Source organism: Acidovorax sp. BL-A-41-H1 (assembly GCF_051942715.1).
Map to the genome: position 1 here is coordinate 324,301 of NZ_JBPVJQ010000006.1, position 14,217 is coordinate 338,517.

Annotated in this window: 17 protein-coding genes; 12 read left to right on the top strand and 5 right to left on the bottom strand. The window is 63.7% G+C overall.

Annotated features, from left to right (window positions below; genetic code table 11):
• Nucleotides 1-15: 15 nt before the first annotated feature.
• Nucleotides 16-660 carry a trimeric intracellular cation channel family protein gene (locus tag ACTPOI_RS14630; RefSeq protein WP_440110028.1) on the bottom strand — a complete coding sequence of 215 codons (645 nt, stop codon included), beginning with the start codon at nucleotides 658-660 and terminating at the stop codon, nucleotides 16-18.
• Between the two features lie 98 nt (nucleotides 661-758).
• The gene (kefC, locus tag ACTPOI_RS14635) at nucleotides 759-2,717 is read right to left on the bottom strand and encodes a glutathione-regulated potassium-efflux system protein KefC (RefSeq protein ID WP_440110030.1); all 1,959 of its coding nucleotides are present in this window, start codon (nucleotides 2,715-2,717) and stop codon (nucleotides 759-761) included.
• Between the two features lie 154 nt (nucleotides 2,718-2,871).
• Between kefC and ACTPOI_RS14640 the strand changes: the two genes are divergently transcribed.
• The 4 genes from ACTPOI_RS14640 (at nucleotide 2,872) to ACTPOI_RS14655 (ending at nucleotide 5,777) form a co-directional block, all read left to right on the top strand.
• Nucleotides 2,872-3,510 carry a LysE family translocator gene (locus tag ACTPOI_RS14640; RefSeq protein ID WP_440110032.1) on the top strand — a complete coding sequence of 213 codons (639 nt, stop codon included), beginning with the start codon at nucleotides 2,872-2,874 and terminating at the stop codon, nucleotides 3,508-3,510.
• Nucleotides 3,511-3,613: 103 nt separating this feature from the next.
• Entirely contained in the window at nucleotides 3,614-4,231 is a 618-nt protein-coding gene (locus ACTPOI_RS14645; protein WP_440110034.1) for a nucleotide-binding protein, read from the top strand.
• 110 nt (nucleotides 4,232-4,341) lie between these two features.
• The gene (locus ACTPOI_RS14650; RefSeq protein ID WP_440110036.1) at nucleotides 4,342-4,806 is read left to right on the top strand and encodes a MaoC family dehydratase; all 465 of its coding nucleotides are present in this window, start codon (nucleotides 4,342-4,344) and stop codon (nucleotides 4,804-4,806) included.
• A gap of 35 nt (nucleotides 4,807-4,841) precedes the next feature.
• Nucleotides 4,842-5,777, top strand: coding sequence for a LysR family transcriptional regulator (locus ACTPOI_RS14655; protein WP_440110038.1), 936 nt, complete (start codon nucleotides 4,842-4,844; stop codon nucleotides 5,775-5,777).
• Between the two features lie 14 nt (nucleotides 5,778-5,791).
• Here the strand turns inward: ACTPOI_RS14655 and ACTPOI_RS14660 are convergent, their stop codons facing one another.
• On the bottom strand, nucleotides 5,792-6,319 hold the full coding sequence (locus ACTPOI_RS14660; protein WP_440110040.1) for a tRNA (cytidine(34)-2'-O)-methyltransferase: 528 nt from the start codon (nucleotides 6,317-6,319) through the stop codon (nucleotides 5,792-5,794).
• A 139-nt stretch (nucleotides 6,320-6,458) separates the two neighbouring features.
• On the bottom strand, nucleotides 6,459-7,181 hold the full coding sequence (locus tag ACTPOI_RS14665; RefSeq protein ID WP_440110042.1) for a phosphoribosyltransferase family protein: 723 nt from the start codon (nucleotides 7,179-7,181) through the stop codon (nucleotides 6,459-6,461).
• Between the two features lie 37 nt (nucleotides 7,182-7,218).
• Here ACTPOI_RS14665 and ACTPOI_RS14670 point away from each other — a divergent pair, with 37 nt between their 5' ends.
• From ACTPOI_RS14670 to ACTPOI_RS14705, 8 genes are all read left to right on the top strand, one after another.
• Nucleotides 7,219-8,121 carry a class I SAM-dependent methyltransferase gene (locus ACTPOI_RS14670; protein WP_440110044.1) on the top strand — a complete coding sequence of 301 codons (903 nt, stop codon included), beginning with the start codon at nucleotides 7,219-7,221 and terminating at the stop codon, nucleotides 8,119-8,121.
• 425 nt (nucleotides 8,122-8,546) lie between these two features.
• Nucleotides 8,547-9,023 carry a DUF2244 domain-containing protein gene (locus ACTPOI_RS14675; RefSeq protein WP_440110046.1) on the top strand — a complete coding sequence of 159 codons (477 nt, stop codon included), beginning with the start codon at nucleotides 8,547-8,549 and terminating at the stop codon, nucleotides 9,021-9,023.
• A gap of 58 nt (nucleotides 9,024-9,081) precedes the next feature.
• On the top strand, nucleotides 9,082-10,251 hold the full coding sequence (coxB, locus tag ACTPOI_RS14680; protein WP_440110048.1) for a cytochrome c oxidase subunit II: 1,170 nt from the start codon (nucleotides 9,082-9,084) through the stop codon (nucleotides 10,249-10,251).
• 30 nt (nucleotides 10,252-10,281) lie between these two features.
• Nucleotides 10,282-11,916 (top strand): cytochrome c oxidase subunit I, encoded by a 1,635-nt coding sequence (ctaD, locus tag ACTPOI_RS14685; protein ID WP_440110050.1) that lies wholly within the window; start codon nucleotides 10,282-10,284, stop codon nucleotides 11,914-11,916.
• Between the two features lie 15 nt (nucleotides 11,917-11,931).
• Nucleotides 11,932-12,042, top strand: a complete 111-nt coding sequence (locus tag ACTPOI_RS14690; RefSeq protein ID WP_231940594.1) for a cytochrome oxidase small assembly protein — start codon at nucleotides 11,932-11,934, stop codon at nucleotides 12,040-12,042.
• A 16-nt stretch (nucleotides 12,043-12,058) separates the two neighbouring features.
• Nucleotides 12,059-12,718 carry a cytochrome c oxidase assembly protein gene (locus tag ACTPOI_RS14695; protein WP_440110052.1) on the top strand — a complete coding sequence of 220 codons (660 nt, stop codon included), beginning with the start codon at nucleotides 12,059-12,061 and terminating at the stop codon, nucleotides 12,716-12,718.
• Nucleotides 12,715-12,939: a DUF2970 domain-containing protein gene (locus tag ACTPOI_RS14700; protein WP_440110055.1), complete on the top strand. Its 225-nt coding sequence runs from the start codon at nucleotides 12,715-12,717 to the stop codon at nucleotides 12,937-12,939. The genes ACTPOI_RS14695 and ACTPOI_RS14700 overlap by 4 nt, the downstream gene beginning before the upstream one ends.
• A gap of 73 nt (nucleotides 12,940-13,012) precedes the next feature.
• Entirely contained in the window at nucleotides 13,013-13,894 is an 882-nt protein-coding gene (locus ACTPOI_RS14705) for a cytochrome c oxidase subunit 3 (protein ID WP_291517742.1), read from the top strand.
• Between the two features lie 98 nt (nucleotides 13,895-13,992).
• Here ACTPOI_RS14705 and ACTPOI_RS14710 read toward each other — a convergent pair whose 3' ends face one another.
• The gene (locus ACTPOI_RS14710; protein ID WP_069104958.1) at nucleotides 13,993-14,214 is read right to left on the bottom strand and encodes a twin transmembrane helix small protein; all 222 of its coding nucleotides are present in this window, start codon (nucleotides 14,212-14,214) and stop codon (nucleotides 13,993-13,995) included.
• Nucleotides 14,215-14,217: the final 3 nt, after the last annotated feature.

Sequence of the window (14,217 nt, forward strand, 5' to 3'; positions counted from 1 at the left end):
CGCTGGCTTGGCGCCCTACACCCGCCAGGCCGGCAGTTCCCAGTTGCGCCAAAGCGCCAGCCCGCGCAGCCCGGCGGTGACCACCACGCAGGTGACCAGCGTCGACCACGCGGGTGCATCCAGCTGGCGCAGGGCGATGTCGGCCCAGCCGCCGGCAAACGCGCACAGTGCGTAGGGCCGGTGGTCGCTGAAGGCCTGCGGCACCTCGTTGCACAGCACGTCGCGCAGCACGCCGCCAAACACGCCGGTGATCACGCCCATCACCACGGCAATGAGGGGCGGCATGCCGATGGCGATCGAGATGTCGACGCCCACTGCAGCGAACAACCCCAGGCCAATCGCGTCGGGCAGCAGCATGGCGCGCTCGGTAGGCTGAAAGTGCCGCTGCCGCATGAACAGCATGGCCGCCACGCACAGCGCCAGGATGCCCCACACGAATTCGGTGTGCCGTATCCAGAAAAAGGGACGCTGGTCCAGCAGCAGGTCGCGCAGGGTGCCGCCGCCAAAGGCCGCCACAAACGCCACCACGCACACGCCCACGGCATCCAGCCGCTTGTGCGCCGCCACGATCACGCCCGACAGCGCGAACGCGATGGTGGCCGCCACTTCAAGCAGGGTGCGGAAGGTATTGAGCCAGCCGGAGGTGATGAACGGGTCCATGGCGCAGATTGTGCCCTTGGGGCTTGGCGTGCCACGGCTTGGCAGGATCGATGGAATTGCTATTAAATAAATAGCAATAGGTGCAAATAAAGCGTGCGCTACAGCGTGTTTTGCCCCGTTTTTTGGTCGTCTGGCCTTGCGGGCGCGCCGTGATCGCCATCGCTGGCGTGGTGCGGGCTGTCGCTGCCGCTCATAGTGCCAGCACCCACGTTGCCCGGCGTTTCATACCCCGGGTACGCACCGCCATCGGCGTTGCCCGCTGCCGTCTCCTGCCGCTCCTTTGCCATCTGCTCGGCCAGCTGGCTGCGGCCCTCGCGGGCCACGGCGATGAACTTGGCGCGGTCCTTGTGGTGCGGGTACATGCGGTCGGCCAGCGCAATGTTGTGCGTGCGAAACCGCTGGGTGATGGCGGTGGCCTGCTCGGGCGTCAGCCCCATCAGCCCCAACACCGTGTGCGCGCTTTGCAGGCTCGACTCGAACAGTTCGCGCTGAACCAGCGTCACGCCGATGTCGCGCAGACGGTTCCAGTGCGTGATGTCGCGCGCACGGGCCACCACCTGCAGGTGCGGGAAATGCTCGCGCGCCAGTCGGGCGATCTGTACCGACTGGTCGGCGTCGTCCACCGCCACCACCAGGATGCGGGCATGTTCGGCACCCGCAATGCGCAGCAAGTCGAGCCGCGTGGCGTCGCCGTAGAACACGCGGTAGCCAAACGTGCGTGCCACCTCCAGCATCTCCACGCTGTGGTCCAGCACCGTGGTGGGGATACCCTGGGCCAGCAGCACGCGCGAGACGATCTGCCCGTAGCGGCCGAAGCCCGCGATGATGACCGGGGCCTCCTGCGGCTCCGATATTTCTTCGGCAGCGGGCGCCTTCACCCGCGCGTAGCGGCGCAGAAGCACCCGGTCGAGCAGCACCAGCAGCAGCGGGCTGATCAGCATCGAAAGCGCCACGGCGCCAATCAGCAGCGACGCGGTTTCGGCCGAGAACACGCTGGCCCCGGCCGCAGCCTGGAACACCACGAACGCGAACTCGCCGCCCTGCGCCAGCAGCAGCGTGAACACCGGGCGCTCCTGGTACGGAATGCCCACCGCCTTGGCCAGCGCATAGATCACCACCGCCTTGGCCGTCAGAAAGCCGACGAGGATGGCGGCCATCAGCCAGGGCGAGCGCAGGATCACGCCAAAGTCGATGCTCATGCCCACGGCAATGAAGAACAGGCCCAGCAGCAGGCCCTTGAAGGGCTCGATGTCGGCCTCCAGCTCGCGCCGGTATTCGCTGTCGGCCAGCAGCACCCCGGCCAAAAAGGCCCCCAAGGCCATCGACAGCCCCACCATCACCATCAGGTAGGCAATGCCCACCACCAGCAGCAGCGCAGCGGCCGTAAAGACTTCGGGCGTGCGGCTCCTGGCGATCCAGCGCAGCACCGGGCGCAGCAGCAGCCGGCCGCCCAGGATGATGGCGCCGATCACGCCCACGATCTTGAGCACCTCCAGCGCCAGGTCGCCCGGCGTATGGGCATCGCCCGCACCCGCCGCGGCGCCCAGCAGGGGCAGCAGCGCCAGGATGGGAATGGCGGCCACATCCTGGAACAGCAGGATCGAAAAGCCCGCCTGCCCGCTTTGCGTGCGCATGAGGTTGCGCTCGGCCAGCGACTGCAAGGCTATTGCCGTGGACGACAGCGCCAGCCCCAGCGCGCCCACCAGGCTCACGCGCCAGGGCAGCCCGGCCAGCGCGCCCAGCGCAAACAGCACCGCCGCGCAGCCCAGCACCTGGGCTGTGCCCGTGCCGAAGATGGGGCGGCGCAGGGCCCACAGGCGGCTGGGCTGCAGCTCCAGGCCCACCAGAAACAGCATCAGCACCACGCCGAATTCCGCGAAGTGCAGGATGTCCTGCACATTGCTGACCAGGCCCAGCCCCCACGGTCCGATGGCAATGCCCGCCGCAAGGTAGCCAATGATGGCGCCCAGGCCCAGCGCCTGCGCCAGCGGTACGGCCACCACGGCAGCCGAGAGGTAGAGGAAACCGTAGGTGAGCCAGGTGGGCGCGTGTTCCATGGCGGAGGAGGGCGGACACGGCAGGGTGCTCCGCTTTTGATAGCTATTGAGCCATGATTATCATGCGCATCGCCGAGTTTTGACCTGTACCCGTCCTTGAGCAGGCCCCCGTTGCTAAGATGCGGGCCCTTCTGAAATTGTGGTGGTGTGATTCATGGATGTGCAGACCTGGCTGGCTTTTTTCGCGGCGTCGTGCCTGATTGCGGTGTCGCCGGGCTCGGGCGCCGTGCTGTCGATGAGTCACGGCCTCTCTTACGGGGTCCGCAAGACCACCGCCACCATCTTCGGCCTGCAGCTGGGGCTGCTGCTGATCCTGGTGATCGCCGGGGCGGGCGTGGGCTCGCTGCTGCTGGCGTCGGAGGTGGCGTTCAGCGTGGTCAAGGTGCTGGGCGCCTGTTACCTTATCTATGTGGGTTTTTGCCAGTGGCGCGCAGGCGATGCCTCGCCCATCCAGGGCGACGAGGCCGCGCCCGCCGGACCTTGGCAAAAGCGCTGCCTGACCGGGTTCCTGACCAATGCCACCAATCCGAAAGGCATCATCTTCATGGTGGCGGTGCTGCCCCAATTCATGACCGACACGCGCCCCCTGTGGACGCAGCTGGCCGTGATGGCTGCCACCACCGTGGCGGTAGACGTGGTGGTGATGCACGGCTACGCTGCAGGGGCCAGTGCATTGCGCCGCCTGATGCGCAGCGCCCGCGCCGTGCGCGTGCAAAACCGTGTGTTCGGCGGCCTGTTGATGGCTGTGGGGGCGGGGCTGTTTTTCGTCAAGCGCGGGGGACAGCACGCCTGAGTTCATTTGCTATTAAAAGCATAGCTACAGGTGCAAATAAAACCTGGACCTATGGCTGATTTGGCTTGTTTTTTGTGGGTGCGCTGATTCCAGGGAGCTTGTGATGCCAGTTGTTGTTGTCGCCAATCCGAAGGGAGGCGTGGGCAAGTCCACGCTGTCTACCAACATTGCGGGCTACTACGCCAGCCGCGGGCATCCCGTCATCCTGGGCGATACCGATCCGCAGCAGTCGGCCCGCCTGTGGCTGGGTCTGCGCCCGCCTGCGGCGCGTGCCATCGGCACATGGGACGCGTCGGCAGACGTTATCACCCGCCCGCCCCGCGGCACCACCCATGCGGTGCTCGACACCCCCGCGGGCCTGCAGGGCTGGCGCATGAGCGATGTGTTCAAGCTGGCCGACAAGATCATCGTGCCGCTGCAGCCCAGCGTGTTCGACATCTTTGCCACCCGCAGTTTTCTCGACAAGCTGGCAGAACACCGCCATGCAGCCGGCGCGCAGATTGGCATCGTGGGCATGCGGGTCGATGCCCGCACCAAGGCGGCCGAGCAGCTGCACCACTTTGTTGACACGCTCGGGTTTCCCGTGCTGGGCTACCTGCGCGACACGCAGAACTACATCCATCTGGCCGCCCATGGCCTCACGTTGTTCGACGTGGCCCCCGGCCGCGTGGCGCGCGACCTGGAGCAGTGGCAGGACATCTGCACCTGGCTCGACACCTGATGTCCTGCACAAGACTGACCTGAAGGACGCCGTGAAGCCGCACATACCAGGCGATGACACCTGTCACCCGGCAGACATCGCAGCCCCGCGCCGGGCGCTACATTGCCCGCATGAAAACCTTCCGCTCCTACTCCGAAATCAGTGCCTGCGTGGGCCAGGAGGTCGCCGTGACCGAATGGATCACCATCACCCAGGAACAGGTCAACCTGTTTGCCGAAGCCACGGGCGACCACCAGTGGATCCATGTGGACCCCGAGCGCGCCAAGGCTGGGCCGTTTGGCGCGCCCATTGCGCACGGGTTCCTCACACTGTCGCTGATTCCACGATTTTTCGAGACAGGCATCCACATCGAGGGAGCCCGCATGGGCGTGAACTACGGTTTGAACCGCGTACGCTTCACGTCGCCCGTGCCGGTGGGCAGCCGCCTGCGTGCGCGCCTGACGCTGCAGGCTGCCGAGGCGATTGCGCCGGACGGCATGCAGATGACCTGGCTGGTCACCGTGGAGCGCGAGGGCAGCGACAAGCCTGCGTGCGTGGCCGAATCACTGTCGCGCAACTTCGGGGCACCGGCCTGACGCCGTTGGCTTTGGCAGCGCAGGAGGCCTGACCGATGGACCGCCTGCAAGCCATGAAGGTGTTTGAGCGCGTGGTCGACGAAGGCGGCTTTGCCGCTGCCGCACGCGCCATGGACATGTCGCCCCCCGTCGTCACCCGCATGGTGGCCGAGCTGGAGCACCACCTCGGAACGCGGCTCTTGCAGCGCACCACGCGCAAGCTGGCGCTGACAGACGCGGGCGAGTCGTACCTGCAGCGCGTGCGCACCATCCTGCACGAAATCGACGACGCCGAAGCTGCTGCCGCTGCCAACACGCGCGACCTGCGCGGCACGATCCGCATCGTGGCGGCCCCGGTGCTGGCCACCAATTTTCTGGCGCCGGTGGTGGCGCTGTGGCGCGCGGAATACCCCAAGCTGGTGCTCGACATCAGCATCGACGCCTTTGCCTCGGCCAGGGTGGACGAATACGACGTGACCATCATGGTGGCGGGCGAAGATTTCGACGCCAATATCGTGGCCCGGCCAATGCTGCAGGGCGAAGCGATCGTGGTCGCATCGCCGCAGTACCTGCAGCGCCGCGGCACCCCCCTGGAGCCGCACGATCTGCTCCAGCACGACTACCTGCGCGATTCCGGTGCTGCGGCACGTTCGCAGATGGGCCCGGGCCGCAAGCTGCGCCTGCAGCCTGTGTCCCCGGGCCTGCCTGTCCAGGAAGTGGACGTGCCCGCCGTATTGCAGAGCGTGAGTACCGAGCTTTTATTGCGGGCTGCCGTGGATGGCGCGGGGGTGGCAGTCACGTCGCGCCTGCTGGCAGCCGAGCACCTGGCCCGCGGCGAGCTGGTGCATATCCTGCCGGGCTGGATTTTTTCGCGCTACACGATTTATGCGGCCTTGCCATCGGGCCGCATGCTGCCCGCGCGGACCAAGGTGTTTCTCGACTTTTTGAGCCAGCAGGCGCAGGCCGCGATGGCAGAGCAGCAGGGCCTGTAGTCAGATCTGCGCCATCAGCCCAGCTGCGCAAAGCCGCTGATGATGGTGCCCTCGGGCTCCACCTCAATTTCGCCGTCGGGCATGGCAAAGCTGTTTTGGCGCCAGGCTTCAAACACCGTCACCGCCACCGCGTTGGACAGGTTCAGGCTGCGCTGCCCCGCCACCATGGGCAGCCGCAGCCGTTGTGCGGGCGGAAAGGTTTCGCGCAGCTCGGGCGGCAGGCCGCGCGTTTCGGCACCAAACACCAGCCAGTCACCAGGCAGGAAACAGGTTGAATGCACAGGTTGTGACGCGTGGGTGGTCATGGCAAACATGCGTGCCGGGTCGGGCTGAGCGTCGCGCAAAAATGCCGTCCAGCCGGGGTGGCGGTGCACGGTGGCGTACTCGTGGTAATCGAGCCCGGCGCGGCGCATCAGCCGGTCTTCCATCGAAAACCCGAGCGGCTCGATGAGGTGCAGCGAGCACCCCGTATTGGCTGCGAGGCGGATCACGTTGCCGGTGTTGGGCGGGATTTCCGGCTCGACAAGAACGATATGGAACATCCCTGCATTGTGCGCCGCCAGAGTGATCGTGGCGCAACGGATGGTAAGCGGGGTATCGGCGGCGATACATCGCAGTTGCCCATTTGCCAGCTGCGTGCTGTCACCGGAATGCGTGGCATGGTTGGTCTTTTGCACCTCGTCAATCGATGCCGGTACGCATCAGCACAACGGCCGTCACATGGGCCACGCCAACGTCACGCAGTGCCTGCGTGGCGGCGTGCACGGTGGCACCTGTAGTCATCACATCGTCCAGCAGCACCACCCGAAGGCCGCGCAGGTCGCTGGCGCGAGCAGGCTCCACCGCAAATGCGCCGCGCAGATTGCGCAGGCGTTCGGCCCGGGCCAGGCCGCTCTGGGCCTCGGTCGATTGCAGGCGCAGCAGGCTGTGCATGTCGGCCTTGTGTGGCGCCAGCTTGCGCGCCAGCAGCGCCGCCTGGTTGAATCCCCGCGCCCGCAGCCGTTCGGCCGACAAGGGAACGGGCAGCACCTTGTGGGCCGCCTCCAGCGCCGGCTCTACCCACGGCGTGCTGCGCATCAGGGAGGCCATCGTCCGGGCCCAGCCGGGGTCTCCCCGGAATTTGAACGCGGCCAGTGCGTCCGCCCAGGGGTAGGCGTAGTCCAGCGCCGCCAGGCAGGCATCCTGAAGCGGCGGTCCGCTCAGGCAGGCACCGCACACCTCCACGCCCTCAGGCACCCGCAGGGCGCAGCGTGCGCAGCGCGTGGCCGGCTGTGCAAACCGCGCCACGCAGGCATCGCAGACCCGTCGGGATGGCCAGGCATGGCAGACCGCGCATACGCTTGGCACCCGGTCAGCCAGTTGGTCAAGGCCGCTGGAAATCCCTCCCAGGCGAGTGAACAGCATGAGTCAATATACTCGCGCCTCCCTTCCTGCACGGCCCATGTCATCCCAGCGCCCCCCCACCATTGACCCCGTCGCGGCTGCGCGCTGGCACGCCGCGGCACCCGCCGTCTCGCCGTGGTTGCATGAGGAGGTGGGTCGGCGCATGCAGGACCGCCTCCAATGGATCGTGCAGGCTCCGGATTCGTGGTGCGACTGGGAGGCCGTGCGCGGGGGGCTGAAGGCGCATGCGCTGGTCAGTGCCCGCTACCCCAAGGCGCGGAGCGTCATCCACGAGACCTCTGCCGCGCACGCCAGGGTGGCGCGTGAAGCGTTTGCCAAGCCGTGGTGGAGTCCGGGACGATGGAGCGCGGCCAACCCCGAATTTGTGAATCCGGAGCCCGCCAGCGTGCAGATGCTCTGGGCCAACATGGGCCTGCACACCGCAGCAGACCCGCAAGCACTGATCGCGCAATGGCATCGGGCGCTTGCGGTCGACGGCTATCTGATGTTCTCGTGCCTGGGGCCAGATACCCTGCGGGAGCTGCACGCGGTGTATGCGGCCATAGGCTGGCCCCCGGCCGGGCATGCTTTTACGGACATGCACGACTGGGGCGACATGCTGGTGGAGGCCGGCTTTGCGGAGCCTGTGATGGACATGGAGCGCATTACGCTCACCTTTGCCACGCCCGAGCGGCTCGTGCAGGAATTGCGCGAACTGGGCTGCAACCTGCACCCGGGCCGGCACGCGTCGCTGCGTGGGCGGCATTGGCGGGCGCAGCTGTATGCGGCGCTGTCCCAGCGCCTGGCTGATCCGCAGAATGACGGTCAGCTTGCACTTACTTTCGAGATCATCTACGGCCACGCGTTCAAGCCGGCACCCCGGGTTCGCGTCAGCGAGTCAAGCGCTGTCTCCCTGCAGGACATGCGGGCCATGCTGCGCAAGGGCGGCGAGCGGACCTGAGGAGGGCTGCCGAACTGCTCTGGGATGGCTTGTCCATCGCCATCGCTGCTCTTGCATGCTCCAGCGAACCAAAGGCGGGAGCCCTCTACACCCCGCGCGGGAGGGCGCGGGGTGTCAAGCACAACCGTCGCCAATGCAGGCTCCCAGGGCTTGCGGTTGCACCGTACCAACAGCGGTTACCCAGGCGGAGTGCAAAGGTGTCCATACCGGTGCAGACTGTCATGTCGTAACGCGTTGTCCGGCTTTCCATCTGATTGCTTGCCGGACAGGATGCGGGTGTGTCCTTATGTCAATGACATGGAACAAGCCGCGCTACAATTCAGGGTTATTGAGATTTCGGGCATCTTCCCGCGCAAATTTGCTGGCTGCAGCGAGACGGTTTCATGCCGTGAATGTGCAGTCCGGTAGTCTTGTGAGCATCTGCTGTGACGGGCTTGGTTTATCGTTTTGCCACGGTTTCTGGTCAGCGCGTCGACTGGCGCCTCGCCCGCAACTGCTCGGTGACGCCAGCACAACTCGGGTGGCTGTATCTGGCCCTGTGCGTGGTGATCCTGACGATCGCATCGGCGTTCTGGATGCTGGGAGCACGGCTTGTCATGCCTTTCGCATGGCTCGAAATCCTCGCGGTTGGAATAGCGTTTGTCATCTATGGCCGCCATGCGGCCGATGGCGAAAGAATCTCATTGCAGGGCTCACGCCTTGTGGTAGAGCTGGAAACGGCAGGCAAGCTGGAGCGGGCAGAGTTCGACCGAAGCCGGGTTCGCGTAGAGCCCAAGACGGGTAACCGTTCGCTCATCATGCTGTCTGCGCAAGGTCGTTCGGTGGAGGTGGGGCGCTTTGTGCGTCCCGAGCTGAGGCCGGTCTTGGCATCGGAGATCCGCATGGCTCTGCGCGCCGCCTGACCCCACGCAGGCGCGCCAGGGGATTGGTTAAATTGAGGCTTAGAAGTAAGTGAGAACTATGAAGAGCATTTCCAACAAGCTGGCTTCTCTGCTGCTGATCGCCGGTGCATGGGTGGGGTCCGCTGCCCACGCGGTCCAGGACCTGCCAGGCGGGCCGGCGGTCAATCAGCTGAACCTGGCACCCCCCGTCACCAAGATCGCCGAAGAGCAGCACTTCCTTCACTGGATGATGCTGATCATCTGCACGGTAATCTTCGTGGCCGTGTTCTCGGTGATGTTCTATTCGATCTGGAAACACCGCCGCTCCAAGGGCGCGAAATCGGCCAACTTCCACGAGTCGGTGACTGTCGAGGTGGTCTGGACCATTGTTCCTTTCATCATCGTGATCCTGATGGCCCTGCCGGCCACCAAGGTTCTGGTTGCCCAAAAGGATACGACCAACGCCGATCTCACCATCAAGACTACGGGTTATCAGTGGAAGTGGGGCTACGACTATCTGGCCGGTGAAGGCGAGGGTATTGGCTTCATCTCGACGCTGGACAGCAGCCACCGTGCCATGTCCGACAGCGGCAACGTCAAGGAAGCGCCCGCCAACTATCTGCTGAAGGTGGACAACCCGATGGTGGTCCCTGTCAACAAGAAGGTGCGCATCATCACGACAGCCAACGACGTGATCCACGCCTTCATGGTGCCTGCCTTCGGTATCAAGCAGGACGCGATCCCCGGCTTCGTGCGCGACACGTGGTTCCGTGCTGAAAAAATTGGCGATTACTACGGTCAGTGCGCCGAGCTGTGCGGCAAGGAACACGCCTACATGCCCATCCATGTGAAGGTCGTGTCGGCTGAGGATTACACGGCCTGGGTGGCGGCCCAGCGCAAGCTCGCTGCTGCCAAGCTGGACGACCCCACCAAGGTCTGGGCCATGGACGATCTGGCCAAGCGTGGCGAGAAGGTCTACGCAGCCAATTGCGCAGCCTGTCACCAGGCCAACGGCAAGGGCGCAGGTCCGATCAAGGCCCTGGACGCTTCTGCGGTCGTCCTCGACGCTGACCATGCCAAGCAGATCCAGATCCTGCTCAAGGGCGCTGCCAACGGCGCGATGCCCGCATGGCCCCAGCTGAGCGATACCGACATTGCAGCAGTGATCACGTACACCAAGAACAGCTGGTCCAACAAGACTGGCCAGCTGGTGCAGCCGTCGGAAATCGTGGCCCAGCGTGGCAAGTAATCAACGCCCCATCGTATTGAGGAATCCAAAATGAGCGCAGTTCTCGACAACCACGGGCACGCTGGCGATCACGCACACGACGGCCACGATCACCACCACGCACCTACAGGCTGGCGCCGCTGGGTGTTTGCCACCAACCACAAGGACATCGGTACGCTCTACCTGCTGTTCTCGTTCACCATGCTGATGGTGGGTGGCATTCTGGCCCTGCTGATTCGCGCCGAGCTGTTCCAGCCAGGTCTGCAACTGGTCAACCCCGAGCTGTTCAACCAGCTCACCACGATGCACGGCCTGATCATGGTGTTTGGCGCCATCATGCCCGCCTTCGTGGGTTTTGCGAACTGGATGATCCCGTTGCAAATCGGTGCATCCGACATGGCCTTCGCACGCATGAACAACTTCAGCTTCTGGCTGATGATTCCTGCGGCGCTGATGCTGGTGGGCTCGTTCCTGATGCCTGGCGGCGCTCCGGCTGCCGGCTGGACGCTGTACGCGCCCCTGACGCTGCAGATGGGCCCGTCCATGGATGCCGGCATCTTTGCGATGCACATCCTGGGTGCCAGCTCGATCATGGGGTCGATCAACATCATCGTGACGATCCTGAACATGCGCGCCCCCGGCATGACGCTGATGAAGATGCCCATGTTTGCCTGGACCTGGCTCATCACCGCCTATCTGCTGATCGCCGTGATGCCCGTGCTGGCCGGTGCCATCACCATGACGCTGACTGACCGTCACTTCGGCACCAGCTTCTTCAACCCCGCTGGTGGCGGTGACCCGGTCATGTACCAGCACATTTTCTGGTTCTTCGGTCACCCCGAGGTGTACATCATGATCTTGCCGGCCTTCGGCATCATCAGCCAGATCGTGCCCGCCTTCTCGCGCAAGAAGCTGTTCGGCTATGCCTCCATGGTGTACGCCACGTCGTCGATTGCCATCCTGTCGTTCATCGTGTGGGCCCACCACATGTTCACGACCGGCATGCCCGTGACCGGCCAGCTGTTCTTCATGTACGCCACGATGCTGATCTCGGTGCCTACGGCTGTGAAGATCTTCAACTGGATCGCCACCATGTGGCGCGGCTCCATGACGTTTGAAACCCCCATGCTGTTCGCAGTGGGTTTCATTTTCGTGTTCACCATGGGCGGGTTCACAGGCCTGATCCTGGCCATGGCGCCCATCGACATCCAGCTCCAGGACACGTACTACGTGGTCGCCCACTTCCACTATGTGCTGGTGGCGGGCTCGCTGTTCTCGATGTTTGCCGGCGTGTACTACTGGCTGCCCAAGTGGACCGGTGTGATGTATTCCGAAACCCGCGGCCAGATCCACTTCTGGAGCTCGCTGATTTTCTTCAACATCACGTTCTTCCCGATGCACTTCCTGGGCCTGGCCGGCATGCCACGCCGCTATGCGGACTACCCGATGCAGTTCGCCGACTTCAATGCGATCGCTTCGGTGGGCGCCTTTGGCTTCGGCTTGGCTCAGGTGTACTTCTTCCTGGCCGTGGTCGTGCCCGCCATGCGCGGCAAGGGCGAGAAGGCTGCTGCCAAGCCCTGGGATGGCGCTGAAGGCCTCGAATGGGAAGTTCCATCGCCTGCACCCTTCCACACGTTTGAAAACCCACCCAAGCTGGACGCCACCGCGACCCGCGTGATTGGCTAAGACCAGGTCTGATCCATGAAGCCCGAACAAAAGAAGAGCAACCTGCGCATGGCTTTGATCCTTGCATCGGTGGCCGCCGTTTTCTTTGTCGGGTTCATGGTCAAGGTCACCTTCCTTTCCCGCTGAACGAGCAAACATTCTCATGAGCCTGCGCCACGAAAACGCGAAGATGGTCGGGAAGCTGGTCGTCGTAGCGGCGGGCATGTTTGCGTTCGGCTACGTGCTGATCCCCATCTACAAGCACATCTGCGAGATGACGGGTATCAACATCCTGTCGCTCTCTGAGCGCCAGGTGCCCGGTAACGGCGTAGCAGGCAAGGACGTAAAAGTCCCTTCCAACACGCAGGTGGACCGTACCCGCACCATCACGGTGGAATTCGATGCCAACGCGCGCGGCCCGTGGGACTTCAAGCCTGCGCAACGTTCCGTTCAGGTGCATCCCGGCGAGCTGACGACGGTGATGTACGAGTTCCAGAATGTGCAGAACCGCCGGATGGCCGCCCAGGCTATCCCGAGCTATGCACCGCGCCAGGCAGCCGCACACTTCAACAAGCTCGAATGTTTCTGCTTCAACCAGTACATCCTGGAGCCCGGTGAAAAGAAAGAGTGGCCGGTGGCTTTCGTCATTGATCCGCGCCTTTCGAAGGACGTGACGACCATCACTTTGTCCTACACGTTTTTTGAGGTGGGCGGAAAGACGCCTGCAGCGCCCGGTTCTTCGGCCGCTGCTGCGGTGCTGGCTGCGCCGGTTGCAGCTATGGCTGCGCCGGTGGTGACAGGCAGGGCAGAGGCTGGTTCGTGAGTGACGAGGGGGGCGAGCGTAGCGTCCGTCCGCATGAACGCAAGGGCTCCCTAGGCCGGACAATACGCGCGGTGGCTTGGTCGCTGATCGGGCTGCGCAAGGGCAGTGAATATGAGCAGGATGTGCAGCGACTGAACCCGTTGCACATCATTGTGGTGGGGCTGGTAGCTGTGTTTCTGCTGGTCCTCGGGCTGATTGGTCTTGTGAACTGGATAGTTTGAAAAGAATATGTGGCCCGTTTGTCCTTGGGGCAGGCCACCATAAGTTTTGAGATTTTGAGATTCAGGAGCTGAAATGAGTGCAACAACCCACGGCGGAACCCCGTACTACTACGTGCCGGCCGAATCGCGCCATCCTTTCATGGCGGCAGTCGGTCTGTTCTTCGTGATCCTGGGCGCAGGGCAGTGGATCAACGGTCACGACTGGGGCAAGTATTCGCTGGCCTTCGGTCTGGTGTGGTGGCTCTTTGTTTTGTACCAGTGGTTCGGTGATGCGGTCCGCGAGAGCGAAGGTGGCCTGTACGGTCACAAGATCGACCTGTCTTACCGCTGGAGCATGAGCTGGTTCATCTTCTCCGAAGTCATGTTCTTCGGCGCGTTCTTCACGGCTCTGTGGTGGGCACGTTCGCACTCGGTGCCGGCCTTGGGCAGCCTCGAAAACGCACTGCTCTGGCCTGATTTCAAGGCGGTATGGCCCAGCATTGCTGCCGGTGCTACCGCCTCGCCAGCAGGCATCGTGGAGCCCTTCCAGACGGTGGGCCCCTTCTGGCTGCCGACCATCAACACCGCCTTGCTGCTGACGTCGGGCGTTACCCTCACCATCGCTCACCATGCGCTGCGCGAGAACCAGCGTGGCAAGACCATCGGCTTCATGTGGGCCACCGTGTTGCTGGGTTTCGTGTTCCTGATTGTTCAGGGCTACGAGTACTACCACCTGTACACCGACCTGAACCTCAAGCTCAATTCCGGCATTTTTGGCTCGACCTTCTTCATGCTGACCGGCTTCCACGGCTTCCACGTGTTCCTGGGCATGCTGATGCTGCTGGTGATCACGCTGCGCCTGCAAAAGGGGCACTTCACCGCCGACAAGCACTTTGGCTTTGAAGGCGCTGCCTGGTATTGGCACTTTGTGGACGTGGTCTGGCTGGGTCTCTACGTGCTGGTTTACTGGATGTAAGCCCAAAAGCGACCCCAACAAAAAAGCGCCTCGCGGCGCTTTTTTGTTGTGCTGGCGGTATGAGTCCGGCGAAAGTGCCGATCAGCCAGCGAACCTGGTCAACGGGTTGCCGGTAGGCCTGTGGGCTGGATGTACCCCAACTGCCAGGCCAGCAGGATGCACACAAAAAGCAGAATGGAAAAACCCACCCGCAGCGCCAGCGCCTTGGCCATATGGTTACCCTTGGCCTTGTCGTCCCGCCCGTTGCGCATCATGAAGACAAGCGCCGACGCGAGGCTTGCGAGAATGGCGATGAAAGCCACCAACACCAGATATTTCATGGA

Bases quoted from the DNA above. Each gene is read 5' to 3' on its own strand.
- ctaD (WP_440110050.1), top strand. From the start codon at position 10,282: ATGAGCGCAGTTCTCGACAACCACGGGCACGCTGGCGATCACGCACAC.
- ACTPOI_RS14655 (WP_440110038.1), top strand. From the start codon at position 4,842: ATGGACCGCCTGCAAGCCATGAAGGTGTTTGAGCGCGTGGTCGACGAA.
- ACTPOI_RS14695 (WP_440110052.1), top strand. From the start codon at position 12,059: ATGAGCCTGCGCCACGAAAACGCGAAGATGGTCGGGAAGCTGGTCGTC.
- ACTPOI_RS14710 (WP_069104958.1), bottom strand. From the start codon at position 14,214: ATGAAATATCTGGTGTTGGTGGCTTTCATCGCCATTCTCGCAAGCCTC.
- ACTPOI_RS14665 (WP_440110042.1), bottom strand. From the start codon at position 7,181: ATGCTGTTCACTCGCCTGGGAGGGATTTCCAGCGGCCTTGACCAACTG.
- ACTPOI_RS14650 (WP_440110036.1), top strand. From the start codon at position 4,342: ATGAAAACCTTCCGCTCCTACTCCGAAATCAGTGCCTGCGTGGGCCAG.
- ACTPOI_RS14670 (WP_440110044.1), top strand. From the start codon at position 7,219: ATGTCATCCCAGCGCCCCCCCACCATTGACCCCGTCGCGGCTGCGCGC.
- ACTPOI_RS14640 (WP_440110032.1), top strand. From the start codon at position 2,872: ATGGATGTGCAGACCTGGCTGGCTTTTTTCGCGGCGTCGTGCCTGATT.
- ACTPOI_RS14645 (WP_440110034.1), top strand. From the start codon at position 3,614: ATGCCAGTTGTTGTTGTCGCCAATCCGAAGGGAGGCGTGGGCAAGTCC.
- ACTPOI_RS14660 (WP_440110040.1), bottom strand. From the start codon at position 6,319: ATGTTCCATATCGTTCTTGTCGAGCCGGAAATCCCGCCCAACACCGGC.
- kefC (WP_440110030.1), bottom strand. From the start codon at position 2,717: ATGGAACACGCGCCCACCTGGCTCACCTACGGTTTCCTCTACCTCTCG.
- ACTPOI_RS14690 (WP_231940594.1), top strand. From the start codon at position 11,932: ATGAAGCCCGAACAAAAGAAGAGCAACCTGCGCATGGCTTTGATCCTT.
- ACTPOI_RS14630 (WP_440110028.1), bottom strand. From the start codon at position 660: ATGGACCCGTTCATCACCTCCGGCTGGCTCAATACCTTCCGCACCCTG.
- coxB (WP_440110048.1), top strand. From the start codon at position 9,082: ATGAAGAGCATTTCCAACAAGCTGGCTTCTCTGCTGCTGATCGCCGGT.
- ACTPOI_RS14705 (WP_291517742.1), top strand. From the start codon at position 13,013: ATGAGTGCAACAACCCACGGCGGAACCCCGTACTACTACGTGCCGGCC.